At 56.0% G+C, this 19,446-nt stretch carries 18 protein-coding genes; 9 read left to right on the top strand and 9 right to left on the bottom strand.

The window, feature by feature from the left end; all coding sequences use genetic code 11:
* Positions 1–6: 6 nt before the first annotated feature.
* Positions 7–2,535, bottom strand: a complete 2,529-nt coding sequence (treY, locus tag ACX8ZY_RS10985) for a malto-oligosyltrehalose synthase (protein WP_459259883.1) — start codon at positions 2,533–2,535, stop codon at positions 7–9.
* The gene (gene treZ / locus ACX8ZY_RS10980; protein WP_022625730.1) at positions 2,532–4,316 is read right to left on the bottom strand and encodes a malto-oligosyltrehalose trehalohydrolase; all 1,785 of its coding nucleotides are present in this window, start codon (positions 4,314–4,316) and stop codon (positions 2,532–2,534) included. The genes treY and treZ overlap by 4 nt, the downstream gene beginning before the upstream one ends.
* 426 nt (positions 4,317–4,742) lie before the next feature.
* Between treZ and ACX8ZY_RS10975 the strand changes: the two genes are divergently transcribed.
* A complete protein-coding gene (locus tag ACX8ZY_RS10975) occupies positions 4,743–5,039 on the top strand; it encodes a hypothetical protein (RefSeq protein WP_421664957.1) in 297 nt (98 codons plus the stop codon).
* 54 nt (positions 5,040–5,093) lie between these two features.
* On the opposite strand, the gene ACX8ZY_RS10970 is transcribed toward ACX8ZY_RS10975, so the two are convergent.
* Positions 5,094–6,350, bottom strand: a complete 1,257-nt coding sequence (locus ACX8ZY_RS10970) for a mechanosensitive ion channel family protein (RefSeq protein ID WP_154210607.1) — start codon at positions 6,348–6,350, stop codon at positions 5,094–5,096.
* A 222-nt stretch (positions 6,351–6,572) separates the two neighbouring features.
* Here ACX8ZY_RS10970 and ACX8ZY_RS10965 point away from each other — a divergent pair, with 222 nt between their 5' ends.
* Positions 6,573–8,231 (top strand): methyl-accepting chemotaxis protein, encoded by a 1,659-nt coding sequence (locus tag ACX8ZY_RS10965; RefSeq protein ID WP_421664956.1) that lies wholly within the window; start codon positions 6,573–6,575, stop codon positions 8,229–8,231.
* Positions 8,232–8,298: 67 nt separating this feature from the next.
* Here the strand turns inward: ACX8ZY_RS10965 and katE are convergent, their stop codons facing one another.
* Positions 8,299–10,563 (bottom strand): catalase HPII, encoded by a 2,265-nt coding sequence (katE, locus tag ACX8ZY_RS10960; RefSeq protein WP_010245500.1) that lies wholly within the window; start codon positions 10,561–10,563, stop codon positions 8,299–8,301.
* Between the two features lie 389 nt (positions 10,564–10,952).
* Here katE and zinT point away from each other — a divergent pair, with 389 nt between their 5' ends.
* The 3 genes from zinT to ACX8ZY_RS10945 all read left to right on the top strand — a co-directional run bounded on the left by zinT (position 10,953) and on the right by ACX8ZY_RS10945 (position 12,338).
* The gene (gene zinT, locus ACX8ZY_RS10955) at positions 10,953–11,600 is read left to right on the top strand and encodes a metal-binding protein ZinT (protein WP_245116840.1); all 648 of its coding nucleotides are present in this window, start codon (positions 10,953–10,955) and stop codon (positions 11,598–11,600) included.
* A 140-nt stretch (positions 11,601–11,740) separates the two neighbouring features.
* Positions 11,741–12,061: a type II toxin-antitoxin system RelE/ParE family toxin gene (locus ACX8ZY_RS10950; RefSeq protein ID WP_010245489.1), complete on the top strand. Its 321-nt coding sequence runs from the start codon at positions 11,741–11,743 to the stop codon at positions 12,059–12,061.
* Entirely contained in the window at positions 12,054–12,338 is a 285-nt protein-coding gene (locus ACX8ZY_RS10945; protein ID WP_010245485.1) for a helix-turn-helix domain-containing protein, read from the top strand. The genes ACX8ZY_RS10950 and ACX8ZY_RS10945 overlap by 8 nt, the downstream gene beginning before the upstream one ends.
* A gap of 105 nt (positions 12,339–12,443) precedes the next feature.
* Here the strand turns inward: ACX8ZY_RS10945 and ACX8ZY_RS10940 are convergent, their stop codons facing one another.
* Positions 12,444–12,809, bottom strand: coding sequence for an MmcQ/YjbR family DNA-binding protein (locus ACX8ZY_RS10940; protein WP_010245482.1), 366 nt, complete (start codon positions 12,807–12,809; stop codon positions 12,444–12,446).
* A gap of 101 nt (positions 12,810–12,910) precedes the next feature.
* Between ACX8ZY_RS10940 and ACX8ZY_RS10935 the strand changes: the two genes are divergently transcribed.
* Positions 12,911–13,921, top strand: a complete 1,011-nt coding sequence (locus ACX8ZY_RS10935; RefSeq protein WP_061703998.1) for a UV damage endonuclease UvsE — start codon at positions 12,911–12,913, stop codon at positions 13,919–13,921.
* Here ACX8ZY_RS10935 and ACX8ZY_RS10930 read toward each other — a convergent pair.
* From ACX8ZY_RS10930 to ACX8ZY_RS10920, 3 genes are all read right to left on the bottom strand, one after another.
* Entirely contained in the window at positions 13,914–14,777 is an 864-nt protein-coding gene (locus tag ACX8ZY_RS10930) for an SDR family oxidoreductase (protein ID WP_033786215.1), read from the bottom strand. The genes ACX8ZY_RS10935 and ACX8ZY_RS10930 overlap by 8 nt on opposite strands.
* An 89-nt stretch (positions 14,778–14,866) precedes the next feature.
* Complete coding sequence (locus tag ACX8ZY_RS10925; RefSeq protein WP_010670061.1) at positions 14,867–15,715, bottom strand: manganese catalase family protein; 849 nt, start codon at positions 15,713–15,715, stop codon at positions 14,867–14,869.
* A 289-nt stretch (positions 15,716–16,004) separates the two neighbouring features.
* Positions 16,005–16,262 carry a biofilm development regulator YmgB/AriR family protein gene (locus ACX8ZY_RS10920; protein ID WP_022625723.1) on the bottom strand — a complete coding sequence of 86 codons (258 nt, stop codon included), beginning with the start codon at positions 16,260–16,262 and terminating at the stop codon, positions 16,005–16,007.
* 540 nt (positions 16,263–16,802) lie between these two features.
* Between ACX8ZY_RS10920 and ACX8ZY_RS10915 the strand changes: the two genes are divergently transcribed.
* Entirely contained in the window at positions 16,803–17,027 is a 225-nt protein-coding gene (locus ACX8ZY_RS10915) for a hypothetical protein (protein ID WP_010245468.1), read from the top strand.
* 109 nt (positions 17,028–17,136) lie between these two features.
* Here the strand turns inward: ACX8ZY_RS10915 and ACX8ZY_RS10910 are convergent, their stop codons facing one another.
* On the bottom strand, positions 17,137–17,388 hold the full coding sequence (locus ACX8ZY_RS10910) for a hypothetical protein (RefSeq protein ID WP_010670062.1): 252 nt from the start codon (positions 17,386–17,388) through the stop codon (positions 17,137–17,139).
* 335 nt (positions 17,389–17,723) lie between these two features.
* On the opposite strand from ACX8ZY_RS10910, the gene umuD reads away from it, so the two are divergent.
* Both umuD and umuC read left to right on the top strand, forming a co-directional pair.
* Entirely contained in the window at positions 17,724–18,143 is a 420-nt protein-coding gene (umuD, locus tag ACX8ZY_RS10905) for a translesion error-prone DNA polymerase V autoproteolytic subunit (RefSeq protein WP_010245460.1), read from the top strand.
* 2 nt (positions 18,144–18,145) lie between these two features.
* Complete coding sequence (gene umuC, locus ACX8ZY_RS10900) at positions 18,146–19,414, top strand: translesion error-prone DNA polymerase V subunit UmuC (RefSeq protein WP_061901475.1); 1,269 nt, start codon at positions 18,146–18,148, stop codon at positions 19,412–19,414.
* Positions 19,415–19,446: the final 32 nt, after the last annotated feature.

Below are 19,446 nucleotides of genomic sequence, written 5' to 3'. Positions count from 1 at the left end.
CGGAATTCACTGTGCCACCAGCACGGCACACCACTGCGATGCCAGCCCGGTAAGCGGCAACTGGTCGCCCGCAGCCACCGTTTTACCGGTCAGCACATCCTGGTAGCGGCGCTGGCCCAGTGCGGTGGGCAGCGCAATGACCGTGTCAGCCCAGCGCGCAGCGGGCGGCTGGTCGAGATTCGCCGGCAACTGGTTAAAGACCCGGCGTGACACAACCACTATCACCGCCTGATCCTGTCCGGTGCGGGCAAAGGCCAGCACATTATTCTGCTGCTCGCCCTCTGCCGACAGTGCCAGATAGTCACCGTGGCGGAACAGGGCAGGCTGCTGCTGACGCAGCGTCAGCAGCTTCACAATCGCCTGCTGATTGACCTGACCGCGCAGCCAGTGCGCCTCGCTGCCGTCGTGCTGTGGCGCGTTAAGCATCGCCGCCAGCGCGTCGAAATCGGGTTCGCGGCGGTTATCGGGATCGACCAGGCTGAAGTCCAGCGCCTCGCTGCCCTGATAAATATCGGGTACGCCAGGCGCCGTAAGCTTCACCACAGTCTGGGTCAGACTGTTGACCAGACCGGCACGCATAAAGGGTTGCAGCGACTGGCAGAAGTCACTGAGGAAGGTGCTGTTGGCGGGCGCAAGCAGGTGACGGGCATAGTCCAGCACTGCCTCCTCATAGGCGTCGTTGTTGTCGGCCCAGTCGGTACGCAGCTTGGCTTCACGCAGCGCTTTTTCCACATAGACCACAAAGCGGGCTTCCAGCGCCGCCAGACCTTCCGCATCCTGCGGCTGCAGGGGGGTTGGCCAGACGCCCGCCAGCGCTTCATACAGCATCCACTCCACGGCCGGTTCGGGTGCCGGACCATCTTTCAGGCGTACGACCTGATCGTGGTTCATCTCCCGCCAGCGGTTGACGCAATCCGCCCAGCGTTGCGGCGCTTCGGTAAGGGTATAGAGTCGCGCACGCGCATCTTCACCGCGCTTGGTGTCGTGCGTGGAGGTGCCCGACAGCGCATCGGGCTGATGTTCGCGCCGCGCCTGCATTTCAGCGTGAAACTGATCCAGCGAGAAGTGGCGCGCCAGCGGTTCAGCGCCGACTTCATTCAGCGCCAGCGCCATGTGCTGACGGAAGAAGAGGGTATCTTCCACCGATTTCGCCATCAGCGGTCCGGTCAGCTGCTGGAAGCGGGTGCGGAATTGCGTGGCATCGTCGCGAGCGGAGTCGGCAACCTCTGCGCGCAGAATATGGGTCAGGAAATCAAGCGCCTGACTGTCGGGCGCATGGGCACTGGCTTTGACCTCGCTGACCACCTGTTGCAACAGCGCGGTGTCGGCTGGGGTCAGGCCCTGCGGCGTACCATAGGTGCGATAGACCGGGAACGCCACCAGCAGTTCACGCAGCGCATTCTTCAGTTCCGCTTCCGGCTGTGGCGTACCTTCTGCGTCGGCAATCTTCAGTGCCAGCTGCAGTAACCGGTTAAATTCACCGGCAAAATTGCGGTTTGCCATCAGCAGTTTGGCGGCGCGCAGCTCCGCTTTCATATCAACGGTTTTACCGATGACGGCCTGATACGCTTTGCGCAGTCCGCTCAGTTGATCGCTGTCGACCAGCAGATTGGCGAGCGCGGCCATAAATTCATATCCGGTGGTGCCGGAAACCGGCCATGCATCAGGCAGCTGTTCATTGTCACCCAGGATTTTCTCCACGGTGAGATAGCAGTCGGGACCGGCAGCCTGGCGTAACTGTTCCAGATAGCCGTGCGGATCGGCCAGGCCATCCACGTGGTCGACGCGTAATCCCTGCACCGCACCGCTATGAACCAGTTCCAGGATCAGCTGATGCGCGGCATCGAAGACCGTTTTGTCTTCCACGCGCACGCCTACCAGACCGGTGACTTCAAAGAAGCGACGGTAGGAGAGATCGTTGGGCGCATCGCGCCACGACATCAGCCGCCACGGCTGCTGGTCATGCAGTTCAGCAATCTCCGCCGCGTCGCGGAGGGCGAGTACCGCTTCTTCCCGATCCTGCCAGGTCTCAGGTGCCAGCGGATAGAAATTGTCGAAGTAGGCCAGCGCCGGTTTGCCGGTCTGCGGATCGCGCTTCACGCTGATCTCGCCGTTGGCCAGCACCGCCTCAAAGGTGTCACCGAGGAACGGCAGCGTCAGGCGGCGTGACCAGTCGATATCGAAGTAATGCGCATAGCGGCTCTTTTCGCCATGCTCAATGACGTCGCGCCACCACGGGTTCTCCAGCGAGGCGGCCATATGGTTAGGCACGATGTCGAGGATCAGCCCCAGCCCGGCCGCTTTCAGCGCAGCAGCCATGCGATCAAATCCTTCACGGCCGCCAATCGACGGCTCGATCTGGTTAACGTCGGTCACGTCATAGCCGTGGGTCGATTCAGCGGTGGCGCTGAAGATCGGTGACGCGTAAAGATGGCTGATACCCAGCTGTTTCAGGTAGGGCACCAGCGCCGCCGCACGGTCAAACGTCATGCCGTTGCGGAACTGAATGCGGTACGTTGCGGTTGGAATATTCATTCTGCTTCTCTCTTAGCCAGGCGAACCACGATAGCGTTGGGAATCAGTTCGCTGGCGGCCTGCGGCCAGGCAAACAGCGTTTCGCCGGGCAGATCGGGGATCGGCTGTGTGCTGTTGCCGACGTTCAGCGCCAGTGACAGCGTGCCCTGCGGGAAGTCCCAGCGCACCGCGAGGAAACCTTCCGCCGTTTTCACCACCTGACCGGCATCGCCACCGGCGGTCTGCAGCAGCGGCACGATATGTTGCTGACGCAGGGCCAGCAGCTGACGCGTCAGCGCCAGCCACTGCTGACCTTCCGGCGTTTCTGTTCGCTGCCAGTTAAGCTTCGACTGTTCAAAGGTGGTGACATCGTTAGGATCCGGCACAGTTTCGCCGTGACCGGCATGGCCTTCAAACTCTCTGGCGCGACCTTCACGCACCGCTTTGGCCAGATCGCCGTGGAAATCGGTGAAGAACAGGAACGGCCGGGTTTCGCCATACTCTTCACCCATAAACAGCAGCGGAATATGAGGCGAGACCAGTAACATCGCCAGCAGTACCTGGGTGCGCTCTGCGCCGGCCAGGCTGATGAGCCTTTCGCCCTGCGCACGGTTGCCCGTCTGGTCATGGTTCTGGATGAAGTCAACAAAGGCGACCGGCGGCTGGCTGCTGCTTTTCACGCCGCGTGGCTCACCCGACTGCGGCGAGACTTCGCCCTGATAGACAAAGCCTTCTGCCAGCGCCCGCGCTACCCGCTGTTCCGGCTGGTCGGCGAAATCCTGGTAATAGGCGTGGCTTTCACCGGTTGCCAGCACATGCACGGCGTTGTGGAAGTCATCGTTCCATTCGCCGGTAAACAGCGGAGCGTCCCCGTTTTCGTCACGCGGATGCAGGAAGGTGACGTTACGGCAATCTTCGGTGGTCAGATGAATAGGGCGGTCGGTAATCGTGGCGCGGATGCGCTCAGCAATGTCATTCAGCACATGCTTGTCGCTGGGATCGTCAATCTGATCGATGGCGTCAAAGCGCAGGCCATCCAGATTAAACTCCTGCAGCCAGTAGAGCGGCGCTTCCACGATATAGCGGCGCACCGCATCAACGTCATAGGCGATACCGGCGCCCCACGGCGTCTGGCGCGCTTTGTGGAAGAAGTCTGGTGAGAGCAGCGGCAGATAGTTGCCCTCCGGGCCGAAGTGGTTCAGCACGATATCCAGCACTACCGACAGACCGTGGCCGTGTGCTGCGTCAATAAAGGCTTTAAAATCATCGGGTGTACCGTAGGCGGCATGCGGTGCATAGAGCAGCACGCCATCGTAGCCCCAGCCGCGATTACCGCCGAACTGCGACACCGGCAGCACTTCAATCATGGTAATGCCGGTTTCAGCCAGCGTTGGCAGCTTCTCAATCGCCGCCCGGAAGGTGCCCTCAGGCGTAAAGGTGCCGATGTGCAGTTCATAGACCACCGACTCCTGCCATGGACGACCCTTCCAGCTCGTGTTCTGCCACTGATAAGCGTCAGGATCGATCACCAGCGACGGGCCATTGACCTCTGCTTTCTGAGCGCGGGCGGCGGGATCGGGCACCGCTGTACCATCGGCCAGCACATAATCATATTCGGCATTGGCTGCCACACCAGCGACCTGAGTTTCAAACCAGCCGTCAGCCTGCGGCGTCATCTCAATGTCTTTACCGGAGAGCCGCAGCGTCACGCGTTGCTGACCGGTTGCCCAGAGGCGGAAACGCACCTCGTCGCTGGCAACCCGTTCAGCGCCCCAACTTTTAAAAAAAGATTTGGATTCCATTCAGTTGCCTCATTTAGCCTGGAAATGCGCGATGGTGGCCACCGCACGAAAAGGATGTCGATGACGCAAGCGTCAAAAAATCTTAAAGCTATCAGCGAGACCAGGAGGCCAGGTGGGCTGGCGCGTCTCTTCAGTCAGAAAGCCGGACTGGTATTCAGCGTGGTGTGGCGGAAAACGGGCCGTGAGACCGCTTCCACGCGGCATACAGAGAGTAATCATAGACTAAGATGTTGCAATCGCAGGGCGGCAGGGGGTGGAGAGGCATTAATTTGCGTTAATTGCTGTGAATCTGCATCCGGCGGGGCGAAAGCAGGAGCCAGGCGCAGAAAAGCCTGCCGGATGGCGCCGATTCGCTATAAGCTTATGCGCGATGGCGCAGGTCGCTCCGGATGACCTGCGGCGCTGAACACTTCAGAAGGATGTTACGTGAGGATAAGAGTTCTGTTAGCCGCGTTGTTGTTGCTGGTCTCCGCCTGTTCTAACCGGGTCGGACACAGGCTGGACAGCAGTAATCTGCAGCAAATTCATGCCGGTCAGACCACCAAAGCCCAGCTGATCGCGCTGTTTGGTCAGCCTGACAGTGAAACACCTTACCCGGACGGGCAGCGGTTGCTGAAGTGGACCTACAGCGAGGCGCGCACCCTGAATACCACCGAAGGGCAGACGCTGACCGTGCAGATGAAAAATGACAAAGTGCTGAATTATGCGCTGAGTAAAAGTTAATGCGCTGAACAAACGTAAATTACGGCGGCGGCAGATCGCCACCGCGCATTCTGGTTACTGCCCGCTGCTCTGCTGTGCATCCCGGCTGTCGGGGCGCGGCTGAGCCAGACGGGCAAAATCGGATCCTGCCGGATGCTGATAAATCTGCAGCTCAAAGTGGCGGGCCATCGCGTAGATATACTCAAAAATCGCTGCCTGAGTATTTTCGTAATCGGCCCAGAAAATAGAGGAGGTGAAGCAGTAGATCTCCACCGGCAATCCATCCGGCGACGGTTTCAGCGGTCGCACCACGATATACATCTCTTTCTGAATGTCGTCACGCTGCGCCAGCCAGGCGGTCAGGTATTTACGGAACACCATCAGATTGGTGATGCCGTTCTCCATAAACCAGCGGTCGCCCACGGCATTGATATCACGCCCATCCAGCAGCTCAGTGATCGATTCGCCAGCGAGGCGGATCTGGCTCATCGCCTGCAGCATCTCCTGATTCACAAAGGTGATCGACTTCTGATCAAGATAAAAGCTGCGCATGATGCGGCGTGCGCCCGAGGAGAACATCGCCTGCCAGTTGGTGTAGGTCTCGGTCAGGAAGTTCTTGGTCGGGATGCGCGAAATGGTGTTGTCCCAGTTGCGGATGGTGATGGTATGCAGGGCAATATCGATCACTTCACCACTGATATTTCTGTCCGGCATCTCAATCCAGTCGCCCAGTTGCAGCACATCGTTAGAGGAGAGCTGAATATTCGCCACCAGCGACAGCAGCGTATGCTGGAAAATCAGCATCAGCACCGCGGCGACCGCACCCAGCGAGGAGATGATAATCGCCGGTGACTTGTTAGACATAATCGCCAGAATCATGATCGCGGCAATAATATGCACCAGAATTTTTCCGATCTGGATATAGCCTTTGATCGAGTGATTCTTGCGTTTTGATTTGCGCGAATAGGAGTTGTTAACAATCTCCAGCACTTCGTTGAAGAAGATCGACAGATAGACAAAAAACAGGATGCCGCAGATGGTCTGAATCGCCACTTTCAGATTTTCAGGCAGGCCCGGCATAAACTGCAGGAAATTGTAGACCACAATCACCGGCACAAAATTTGACAGCTTCTGAGAGAGGCGGACATCTTTATCCAGCGGCACGCCCTTTTTGTGGCTGCTGAAAAAGACCTTCCTGATCACTTTGACGATGAAAAATTTGCAGATCAGGTGAGTGATCATCCCGGCCATAATCAGCAGCAACAGGCTGAAGCTGATCGACAGTACCCTGTTTCCCTCAATAAAACTCATCAGACTCTGAATGTAATGCATGATAACCACGTGCAAAAAAGATAAGGGGCGAATTCAACCACAGCACGGGGACGGTTGTTAAGCGCCGAATGCGTTCAGGCTGAGCCGCACCGCTTTTTTTGCGTAACGGCGCGCTGACAGCACCCTCCATCCTGCGGATTGTTACCTTCTCTGGTGCAACACTCAGATAAACGCCGCGCTGGCCGATAACAGCTTTATCTCCTCTGATATGAGCCTGCGGACATGCTTAAAAATCTTAAAATCACTCACGGTATCGCTGCTGTTCTGGTGGTCTTTGTGGCGTTACTGACCCTGACCGGATTTCTGTTCTATAACGGCGTCTCAAAAGCCGACAAAAACTTCGTGGCGGCAGAGCAGCTTACGCTGCAGCAGCAGCATCTGAGTGACGCGGTAAAAACCCTGATTAAAACCCGCGTCACCATCAACCGCGTGGCAATCCGTTTCCTGAAAAATCAGCAGGATCCAAAATCACTGGCAGCCATGGCTGCGCTGCTGGAGCAGGCTGGAAAGTCTGCTGCTGCTGCCGATGCGGACTTCAAAGCCTGGCAGGCGCTGCCACGCAAAGAGGGTCAGGGTGAAGCCGAGTCGACGCAGGTGCAGACCGCCTACCAGCAGATGCGTGACACCATGCTGGCCTCCATTACCTTTTTGAAGCAGGGCAACTATGCGGGCTACGGCAACCTTGAAGCGCAGGCGGCGCAGGACCAGCTCGACAGTGCCTATGAGGCCTGGCGTGCAGTGAACATCCAGCTGATGAAAGCGTCCTCGGAGCATAACCAGCGTAGCCTGACGGATGCGCTCTGGGCGCTGCTGACTATTGGCCTGATCACCGGCGTGATTGGGGTCGCGGTCTGGATTGGGCTGCAGAAATTGCTGATTGGCCCACTGGGCAGGCTGACCGGCCATATGCGCGCCATTTCGGGCGGCGATCTGACCTCCGATATTCAGCACGAAGGCCGCAATGAGATGGGTCTGCTGATTCAGGAGCTGCAACAGATGCGCGATGCGCTGGTGGTGACCATTACCTCGGTCGATGACGCTACCCGCTCTATCTTTACCGGTGCAGCGGAAATCTCTGCGGGCAGCACCGATCTCTCTTCCCGTACCGAACAGCAGGCTGCCGCACTGGAACAGACCGCAGCCAGTATGGAGCAGCTCACCTCAACGGTGAAACTCAATGCAGACAATGCGCAGCAGGCGACCACGGTAGCGAAAGAGGCTTCAGCCACGGCCCTGCAGGGCGGTGAGACTGTCGCCCGGGTCATCGCCAACATGGATCAGATCAGCGAAAGCTCGAATCAGATCGCCGGTATCATCGCCATTATCGACAGTATTGCCTTCCAGACCAATATTCTGGCGCTGAACGCCGCCGTTGAAGCCGCGCGTGCCGGTGAGCAGGGTCGTGGATTTGCGGTGGTTGCCGGAGAAGTGCGCTCGCTGGCCGGACGCAGCGCCAGCGCCGCGCAGGAGATCCGGGGACTGATTGACCGCTCAGCTGAGCGAATTAAAACCGGTGCCGGTCATGCTTCTCAGGCGGGCGTCGCGATGGAGAGCATCGTGACGTCGGTGAGCCGTGTCACGCAGCTAATCGAAGAGATCGCGGCCTCCTCGACTGAACAGACCCGTGGCATTGAGCAGGTCTGCAAAGCGGTCTCGGAAATGGATGGTGTGACGCAGCAGAACGCCGCGCTGGTGGAGGAGTCCGCGACTGCCGCCGCCTCACTGGAAGAGCAGGCGAGCTACCTGCGTAAAACGGTATCGGTATTCAAAACCGGCACTCTGAAGGCGGCGTTCTCTGCTGCGCCGGTGGCGAAAGCCCTTGCCGTGCCAAAACTTCAGCCTGCCCGCCTGGCGGACAACGATAACTGGCAGACCTTCTGATAAAAAAAACCGCCCCAAGGGCGGTTTTTTATTTTGTGACGCGGCATGCGGCATCGTGCCGCTGACATCAGGCCGGGACGGACTGTGCCTTCTGGCTGCGCGACCAGACGCGGTGCGCTTTCATCGCCTGAGTGAACTCAGACATCAGCGCGCTTTCCGCCGAGTCGCCCTGCACAATACCTTCTTCCTGATCCGCATCCTCCAGACCGAACTGCGCTTTAAAGCGACGCGCTTCGCCCACCAGACCAATCACCTTGAGGTGCTTGTAGGCTTCCAGCAGGAAGTAACGGGCATCGCCGCTCAGCAGCAGGGCATCGATATTGCCATCCGGCACCATCACCGCATCAAAGGTCAGAGAGGGCAGACCGGCGAACGTCGCATCGACCGGCAGCACTGAACCATCATCGGCGCGCACCTGGCCCATATGCGGAGCCAGCAGTTTGGCGTGAACACCCACCGCTTTCAGCGCCTGCAAAATCGCCAGCACATCAGCCGCCTTCACACCATCACTGAGCAGCAGTGCGACCTGGCGACCTTTGATCTCGCCATCCGGAATGGCGTAGAGGCTCAGGCTGTCATCTTTAGTCAGGCCATTCACCGGCGCAGGCGGCTGAATGTTGAGCTGCTCATCCGTCAGAGCGAGTCCCAGGTTATCCGCCACGCCCTGCGCCAGTTTAGTATCGATGCGTGCCAGATGATCTACCACACGCTCACGGATATAAGCACGCGCCACTTTACTCAGTTCAAACGAGTAGGCACCAATGATGTGCTGCTGCTCGACTTCAGTCTGGCTCAGCCAGAACAGGCGCGGCTGCGCATAGTACTCACCAAATGAGGGGCTGCGCTCGCGCACTTTATGGCCCTCAATCCGCTCCTGATAGCTCTCGAAGCCGCCGCCTTCTGCAGCAGGTGGGGTTTCACGCGGCCAGTTATCGTTGATCGAGTTCGGCTCGTAGTTCGCCGGATTGGTGTCGATATCCTGACGATGCATGCCCTGACGCTGGAAGTTATGGTACGGGCAGGTCGGACGGTTGATCGGGATCTCATGGAAGTTCGGTCCGCCCAGACGACTGATCTGCGTATCGGTATAGGAGAACAGACGACCCTGTAGCAGCGGATCGTTGGAGAAATCGAGGCCCGGCACGATATGGCCTGGGTGGAACGCCACCTGCTCGGTTTCAGCAAAGAAGTTGTCCGGGTTACGGTTAAGTACCATCTTGCCGACAATCTCAACCGGCACCAGCGCTTCCGGGATCAGCTTGGTGGCATCCAGAATATCGAAGTCAAATTTGAACTCATCCTCTTCCGGGATCAGCTGCAGGCCCAGTTCATATTCCGGGAAATCACCCGCTTCAATGGCTTCCCACAGATCGCGGCGATGGAAATCGGGATCGCGACCGGTCAGTTTCTGTGACTCGTCCCACAGCAGCGACGCTTTACCGGCCACCGGCTTCCAGTGGAAACGGACAAAGGTCGCTTTACCTTCTGCGTTAATCAGGCGGAAGGTGTGAATACCAAAGCCTTCCATGGTGCGATAGCTGCGCGGAATACCCCGGTCAGACATCGCCCAGATAACGTTGTGCATGGTTTCCGGCTGCAGAGAGACGTAATCCCAGAAGGTGTCATGGGCGCTCTGGCCCTGCGGGATTTCGTTATGCGGTTCCGGCTTAACGGCATGCACAAAGTCAGGGAATTTATGCGCATCCTGAATAAAGAACACCGGCGTGTTGTTGCCCACCAGGTCAAAGACACCCTCTTCGGTGTAGAACTTGGCGGCGAAACCGCGAATGTCACGCACGGTATCAGCCGATCCGGCACCGCCCTGAACTGTGGAGAAACGCACGAAAACCGGCGTGGTCTGCTCGGGATCGCTGAGGAACTGCGCTTTGGTCAGATCTTTCAGGGAGCGGTAAGGCTGAAAATAGCCATGTGCGGCAGAGCCACGGGCGTGAACGATACGTTCCGGGATACGCTCATGGTCAAAGTGCGTGATTTTCTCACGCATAATAAAGTCTTCCAGCAGCGTCGGACCGCGCGAACCGGCACGCAGTGAGTTTTGATCGTTGGCGATGCGTGTGCCCTGGTTGGTGGTGAGGGCGCGGTCGGTGCCGTTTTTGCGGCTGGCTTCAAGCTGGTCAAGTTTGGCGTTGTGCGTCTGAGGCGCTTTCAGGCTGCCTGGGGCGGTGGGCTGCTTGCCTGGCGGAGTTGGTTCGGCTGGGGGCTGATGCGAACCATCTTTTGGTGCCAGTGAACCCAGACCCGGCTCTGAGGATTCCGGACCGGTGGTCGGGGCGCGCTCGCTCAGGGGTTTCTTCTCTGTTTCTTTCGACATTAATTCATGCTCCAGCTGTTATTTTACTTTCGACGACACTAAATATAGAACAACCTGAACAATACTGAGGTTAAATCGGGCATTTAACTGTGACGACTGTGCCTTTTTTGTCCGCCAGAAATGCGCACTTATCTCTCAATCCGGATTATCGCTTCGCTTATTCATGCCTTGTGCCGTCTGGCTTAACGGCATTCCAGCCCGCGCCTGCTATACGGAAAGTGAGCTTTCAGAGGATGCAGAATCTGCCGCCGCTGGAGGCGTTCATTGCCTGATGCAGGGCGTTAACCGATTAATAAAATTAATGCTGGCGTTTGCTGCTTTTGGTTGAAGTTAGAAATGTTATATCATAACATTTCATTTTGTAACGTTGACCGGGGTATCAGACTTTGATGAATCATGCAGGTAAATGGATTGGGCTACTGGGCGCACTGTTAGTCAGCCAGCCGTCGCTGGCACACGGCACGCATGCACATGGAAAACCGCTGTCAGCCCTGGAGCAGAAAGCGGCAGAAGGGGTTTTTGCTGACAGCGATGTGAAAGATCGTCCGCTCGCTGACTGGGATGGCCTGTGGCAGTCGGTTTATCCGCTGCTGCAAAGCGGGGAGCTGGACCCGGTCTGGCAGAAGAAAGCGCAGCAGGATCACAGCAAAACGGCAGAGGAGTATAAAGCGTATTACCGCAAAGGCTACGCCACCGACGTCGATACCATCGGTATTGAAAATGGCGTGATGGAGTTCCACATCGGCGACCAGGTCAGCGCCTGCCACTACCGGTATGCGGGCCACAAAGTCCTGACCTATGCCTCAGGTAAAAAAGGGGTGCGCTACCTGTTTGAATGCCAGGACGCGGGCAGCAAAGCGCCGAAATATGTGCAGTTCAGCGACCACACCATCGGGCCGCGTAAATCTGCCCATTTCCATATCTTTATGGGCAACGATTCTCAGCAAGCCCTGCTGGCAGAGATGGATAACTGGCCGACCTATTATCCTTACCAGATGATGAACTCACAGGTCGTGGATGAGATGCTGCACCACTGAGTGCCGGGCCGGTGTCAGATGCTCCGCGGATCAGAGCTGTTTCGCAAGGATAGCGACTGGATTCATTTCCCCCGTTTGAGGAAATATAGATCCTTGAGTTAAGTTAACTCATGAGTTAACTTAACTCCAACGGAGGATCTATGTTTGAGATAACGATACACAAGGACGCGCTCACTGAAATTAAGGCAATGCCAGAGATGCTCCGGGCTAAGCTGGCCCGGCAAATAGATAAACTGGCTGCCCGTGGAACTGATTTGAGAGAGCCGGATACCAAACCGTTAGGGTCGGGTTTTTTTGAGCTCAGGGCGAAGGCCAATGAGATTGGGCGAGCGGTGTATGTTTACCAGAAAGGCAGACGTATTTTTATCCTGAAAGCTTTTGTGAAAGAGACAAAGAAAACGCCAGCAGCAGTCATGACGGCAGCGGCGCACCGTTTAGAGGAGATGTTAAACGATGAGTAAGAAATCAGTTGCGTGGACGACGGCCCGCAAAGAAATTTTATCTGATCCGGCTGTTCGCGAACATTACGAGGCAGAAGTTCGGGCAGAGCACCTGCGCGAGCAGTTAGCCAAATGGCGGGAAAGCGCCGGAATGACCAGCGCTCAGGTCGCGGAGGCGCTCGGTGTCAGCCCGTCGGCAGTGTCACGCACCGAGCGTCGCGCAGATAAAGCCACAGTTGAAACACTCGCCCGCTATGCCCGTGCCTGTGGCGTTGAAAATCCCCAGATCTCTCTTTGATTGAGAGATGACGGCAGGTGCCAGAACAATGCTGGCCCTGCTATTTATCTTGCCTGCTATCAAGCAAACTTTCTTTCCGGTGCACACGTATCCCCTCCACGGGGTTTATCCCACCCAGGCCGGGCGGCGCGAGGCGGGTATACCCTTAACCACACGCTGATACGAATCCTCAACCAGCTGCTGAATCAAGCCAGGCGAGAGGTCGTCACCGGGATAGGCCGTGATCCAGTGACGTTTATTCATATGATAACCGGCGGTGATCGAGGGATAGATCACCCGGTGCAGCTCCGCCTGCTGCGGCTCGCATTTCAGGGTGATAATCGGCACACCCCGCAGTTCGGTCAGCAGTAAAAACACTTTTCCACACACTTTATAGACCTGATGTTCCGGCCCGAATGGATAGCTGCATTCAGCGGCGGGCAGCCGCTCAGCCGCTTCAATGGCGATGCGCTGGATCTCATGGCCCTGCATAGTGAGTCTCCCTGTAATTATTCAGCCTGAGTCTGCGGCCCGCGACTGGCTGGTCGCCAGGGGCCTGTTACACTTCTGATAAGCATAAATCAGGAGCAGACATGAAATTAGGCTTTGCATGTAAGTATCTCAACAGCGATGGCAAACAGTTTTTTCCGCTTCGCGCCACCACCCGTAAACGGTTTCTGAGTTTATCGCACGATGAACGTCATCAGCTGATCTATGAGATTACCGTCACTAACCTCAACAATCTCTACCTGACGCTTGAGCATCTGGCCACCTTACCTGAGCCACTCAGGATGATGCGTATTGGCAGCGATCTGTTACCGCTCTATACGGTTCCCGAGGCCACGCCACTGTTCACCGAATTTCTGCCCGAACTCTATCCGCTCTTTGCCCGCTGTGGCGAGCTGGCGCGGGCGCATCACATCCGTCTCTCATTCCATCCAGGACAATATACCGTGCTCGCCTCCGATAATCCCGATGTGGTGGTGCGCGCGCTGGAGGATGTGGAGTATCACACGCTCTGCGCCTGTCTGATGGGATATGGCAAGACCTTCCAGGATTTTAAAATCAACATTCATATGAACGGCAAGGCGGGATTCGACGGCTTCAAACGGTCGTTTAATCAGCTCAGCCCGGAAGCGCGGCGGATGCTGACGGTGGAGAATGATGAGATCTCCTGCTCGCTGGATGACGTGCTGCAGGCAGCACCGCTCTGTCCGGTGGTGCTGGATATTCACCATCACTGGGTAAAAGAGAGTGAGTTTATTCAGCCGGATGACGCGCGTGTTGCCAGAGTGATCGATTCGTGGCGCGGCGTGCGGCCGGTGCTGCACTATTCGATTTCGCAGGAGGGGATGATTCCGCAGGAGGGCTGGCCCGATCAGCAGCAGCTGGGCGTGAGCAAAAGCAAGCTGCGGGCGCACTCTGACTACTTCTTTAACCCGACGCTGAATGCATGGGCACTGTCGTTTCAGGATTTCGATATCATGTGCGAAGTGAAAATGAAGAATCTGGCGCGGGAACAACTCTACCAGTGGGGGATAACACAGAAGCTAATAGCTAATCCCCTGGCCGAAGAGACCAGGGAATCGGCGAACGTTAAATAATGGCCACACCGCCCGTCACGGCGATGGTCGCTCCTGAAATGTAGCTGGCTTCGTCACTGGCCAGCATCACATAGGTTGGCGCCAGTTCAGCAGGCTGACCGGCACGCTGCAGCGGCACTTCGCTGCCAAAGTTCTTCACCTGTTCAACCGGCATGGTCGACGGGATCAGTGGCGTCCAGATGGGGCCAGGTGCGACCGCATTGGCACGGATACCTTTTTCAGCCAGTAAGGCTGCCAGGCCGCCAGAGAAATTAACGATGGCGGCTTTGGTGGCGGAGTAGGCGAGCAGCTTCGGTTTCGGCTGGTCAGCATTGATCGAGGCCGTATTAATGATCGATCCACCAGCAGGCATATGCCGTGTTGCCGCTTTAGTGATGTAAAACATCGCGTAAAGGTTGGTCTTCATGGTCCGGTCAAACTCTTCGTCGCTGATCTCATCCAGCGATTCGCGCGTCATCTGATACGCCGCGTTGTTCACCAGAATATTAATCTCACCAAAGGCTTCGACGGCTTTATCGACCAGGGCGTTGCAGTGTGACGCCTCAGTAATATCGCCAGGCACCAGAACCGCTTTCTGTCCCGCTTCTTCAACCAGCCGGGCGGTATCCTGCGCATCCTCATGTTCATCAAGATAGGAGATCAGGACATCGGCCCCTTCCCGGGCAAAGGCAATGGCGACAGCCCGGCCAATGCCGGAATCGCCACCGGTAATAATGGCTTTTTTCCCCGTGAGGCGGCCGGAGCCCTGATAACTCTGCTCGCCGTGATCGGGCTGAGGCTGCATCGCCGCGGTTTTACCCGGTGGCGTTTGTTGCTGTTCGGCAAAAGGGGGTTGCGGGCGTTGAGTCGATGACATGAATATTCCTCCATAAAAATCCGTTAGCGTAAAACAACCGGTCCGGGTCACACCGCGCGGTGTGGCCCGGACCGGCACGCCTGTGTCAGTTAAGGCTTCGGTGACGTAATGCCGTCAATCTGCTCTGACTGCGCACCAGAACCGGGACGCGCATTGCCGAGCAGCGGCTCATCACCCAGAATCTCTGGCTGCTGTTTCGCGCTGAACTGACCATGGCCATCGTAAGCCGGGCCACTGCTCCAGCGACCTTCCGGCAGCGGTTTATCCAGCGAAGTATTCAGACAGTAGTAAGAGTGCTCCTGCGCCTCATGCTCCTGCGGGAAGCTGTTCGGGATCGGCAGCGACGCGTTCAGTCCGCCCATCTCTTCGATCACCGCCAGCCACTGCTGCTGGTGCATAGTGTCACGGGCGATCAGGAAGGAGAGGAAGTCCTTCATGCCCTTGTCTTCCGTCATGTTATAGAGGCGGGTAGCCAGTACGCGGCCCGTGGCTTCTGCGGTGACGTTAGCCAGCATATCGGCCGCCACGTTGCCGGACGCATAGATATGACTCATATCAAAAGGCATGCCGTTGGCGTTAACCGGCATCGCAGCCAGACCGGAAGAGAGGATATGGCGCGGGTTCATTCCACCCAGAATTGCATTAACTACCGGATCTTTCGCTGACGCTTCCTGGTAAGAGAGCGGGGCGCCTTCAAGGTTAAGCGCCACGGCGTAGCCCAGCATTTCGATATGGCTCAGCTCTTCGGTAGCGGTCGAGATCAGCAGATCACGAATCCGCACATCACCGCGCGCGCCCATCGCCTGGAAAAAGTATTGCATCGCTACACGAATCTCACCTTCGACGCCGCCGATGGCCTGCTGGAGCAGCATGGCAAATTCTGGATCGGGTTTCTCTACACGAACCGGGAATTGAAGTTTTGATGAATGATGAAACATGATTATTTTCCTCGTCTGCGTTTGCAGTGGATGCAGAAAAAGCCTGGACACAGATATCGGATAAATAAAGCGAAACGACAGCAATTAACCGGAATTTCAGGTTGAATAAATGGCGAAAACGGTGTTTTCCGGAGCTATATCTGGTCCGGTGGGGCAGGCAATCTTAGCGGTGTGAAGGGGACAAGTGATTCAGAGCAGGAGGAATAAAAAAAGCCCCATAACAGGGGCTGATTCCGGACGGGAAAAGCATCCATGCTAATTCGCGTTCCCTCATAACAGACACAGATTTTTAGCTGTCGCTGGTCGCCGAAGCGCGCTGCAGAACATGTTCAAGCGCCTGACGGTAAATATCCTGCTTAACCACGTCACGCTCACTCTCCAGGCGGTGAATCAGGCCCAGCACAATGTCTTTATCGGAGACATGGGTTTTCGCATGGGCAAGTTCGGCATGGACTGCGGCGATAACCTGTTTTTCAGTGGTCAGCGCTGTGCCAGAGTTCATGAAGTAATCAGAAATCTGAGACTCTGTATTCATCGTTGTTTGCATGTCAGGCCTCATAAGAAATGGGGGGAAGAACGCGTCGATTCAGATCCGGTCACCGGCTGACGCAAAAAAAAATGCATCTGAAGGTGGAAATCCACAACACCTTCAGATGCGGTGCAAAGCACCTTTCGTTACAAGTGATTTAACATCACGAGACAAAGTTATACAAGAATCGCAAAGTTGTACAATGAAATTTGACAAAATTTAACTGGTCGGTGGTGTATATAAAAAGCATGTTTAAAGTGAGAAAAGAGGTTTTCGATGGTTAATTGAATAAATACAGTGGGTTGGTGAGATTTTCAGAGGGGTGGCGATTTTCAGACCAGCAGGCTGGGGATTGTGCTGACGACACATCAATGCGTTAAAATCGCTTTTTTCCGCAGATTTCAGCCAAAGTTGTACAGGTTTCAGCGCTGGAAAAGTGGCAGGTGCGATTGTGCTGCTGCAATCCTGGGCGTCTGACAGGCCATGCCGCATAATTCACTTCCCACGCCTGATGCAGAAGGCTAAGGTTGACTCCTTATTTATCACAAGGAAATGATCATGGTTCACGACTATTTCGCAATTCCGCCTGCGGGCATGACTCAGGAACAACATAAACGTTCGGTCGCCGTGGCTGCTGCTCTGTCAGTGGCAAAAGAGTCCGTCAGCGCCTCCACCTCTGCAACCGGCTCAAAAACCGCCTGGGATCTGCAGGCCGTGGCGAATGAAGTTGCTAATCTGGCCGACGCGATTCAGGATGCGCTGGAGAGTGACAGCGAGGTGTAAATACTAACCGGTATCGTCTGAGGCTGCTGCGGAGGCGGTGCAGGACAGGGCGGTGGCAGCGTTCAGGAGCCGGTAAAGTCCGGCAATCGGACGCTGCCGGAAAATCCGCTTATTCCATTGCGGGTGGCTCATATTTAATATACTGACGCAGGGCATCATGGATAGCCTGGTTATTGCCCTCTTCCAGACCGCGTTCGGCATACTCTTTCGCCAGCGCCGCCAGTACATCGTCAAACTTCCCTTTGTAATTGAGATTATTCAGCGCAATTTGCTGACCGAGTATCGCTTTTAATACCGTAGTCTCAACCCTTAACTGCGCAACTGCCTCTTCAAGATGTTTGATTCGATCGTCGTCTGCCATAATCCCTCCATGCTTAAAAAAGCAGAATAACCAGCCCGCCCGTAATATTCAAACCTCTCCGAATGCCAGAGAAGCGTTGTCAGATTTTCCTTAAGTAAAAATAATCAGCCGGTGAATTTATAAGATTCTTTACTGTAAGAAGAAATCGACGCTATTCCGGCGATGCGGCGAAAGTAACCCGTTTCTGCTTACTCTGACGGCAATGCGAAAAAACGTTTAAAAAAAAGTGCATTACCATCAACCCTTTCGCTTAAAGATGTTCCATGTCACTTGATTAAAAGGGGGATTAGCTATTACTGTGTTTATATACAGTAATCTGAAAAAGGAGCGAAATTATGGAATTCATTAAACCTGCGGACATTCGTGCCGTTATGCCTTTACCGCTATATATCGAACGTGTGCCGTGCGGGTTTCCATCCCCGGCGCAGGATTATGTCGAACAACGTATTGATCTCAATGCGCTGATGGTTCAGCACCCCAGCGCCACCTATTTTGTCCGTGTCAGCGGCGAGTCAATGATTGAGGCGGGCATCAATGATGGTGACATGCTGGTGGTCGACAGTTCACTCACCGCCTCACACGGCGATATTGTGGTCGCCGCGGTCGAAGGTGAATTCACCGTTAAACGTCTCCAGCTTCATCCCTGCCTGCAACTGATGCCGATGAATACCAAATTTAAACCGATCGCTATCCAGACCGAAGATGCGCTGGAAGTGTTTGGCGTTGTGACCTTTGTTATTAAAGCGACCCACTGACCATGTTCGCGCTGGTCGATGTGAACTGCTTTTACGCGTCGTGTGAGACCGTTTTCCGGCCTGACCTTAAAGGTAAACCGGTAGTAGTGCTGTCGAACAACGACGGCTGCGTGATTGCGCGCAGCGCCGAGGCAAAGAAAGTCGGCATCAAAATGGGCGCGCCCTATTTTAAAATGCGTGAAGAACTAACGCGTCACGCGGTGCAGGTCTTCAGCTCAAATTATGCGCTCTACGCCGACATGAGCCATCGGGTGATGACCATACTGGAAGAGATGGCGCCGTCGGTGGAGATCTACTCGATCGACGAGGCGTTTATGGATCTCACCGGCGTGCAGAACTGTATGGCGCTGGAGACCTTTGGTCGCCAGGTCAGAGAACGAATAGGCAAAGAGACCCATCTGACCGTGGGCGTCGGCATTGCACAGACCAAAACGCTGGCCAAGCTGGCGAATTTTGCGGCCAAAAAGTGGAGCAAAACCGGCGGCATTGTCGACCTGTCGAACCCTGAACGACAAAAAAAGCTGCTGGCGCTGATTGATGTGGCGGAAGTCTGGGGCGTGGGTCATCGGATCGGCAAACGGCTCAACGCTATGGGCGTTATGACGGCAAAAGATCTGGCCGATCAAAGCACCGAGGCCATCCGCAAACAGTTCAGCGTCGTGCTGGAGCGCACTGTCAGAGAGCTGCGTGGCGAATCCTGTCTGGAGCTGGAGTCAGTGACGCCGGTAAAACAGCAAATCATGTGTTCGCGCTCGTTTGGCAGCCGTATCTCCGACTACGATCAGATGCGCGAGGCTGTCTGCGCGTATGCCGAGCGCGCGGCGGAGAAGCTGCGCCGTGAGAATCAATATTGTCGTCAGGTAGGGGTATTTGTACGCACCAGTCCGCATGCGACTGACGAACCCTTTTATGGCAATCAGTCGATGGAGCAACTGCTGATTCCGACGCAGGACACACGCGACATCATCAGAGTTGCAATGGCGTGCCTGGATAACATCTGGATTGAGGGACATCGCTATATGAAGGCCGGCATCGTGCTGGGGGATTTTTTCAGCCAGGGCGTGGCTCAGTTTGATCTGTTTGACGAACATCAGCCACGCCGCAATAGCGAAGAGCTGATGAAGCTGATCGACACAGTCAATAAGCTCGGCAGCGGGAAGCTGTGGTTTGCCGGGCAGGGGATCAACAAAGCCTGGTCGATGAAACGCGAGATGCTGTCGCCTGCCTATACCACCCGGATAACCGATCTGCCTGTGGTTGCGCTTAAGTGAAGGCTGACCCGATGTTCCTCTGCTGCTGAAAC

It is taken from the genome of Pantoea sp. XAF26B01_ASV70 (genome assembly GCF_054512635.1).
This window is presented reverse-complemented; position numbering and strand designations above follow the sequence as displayed.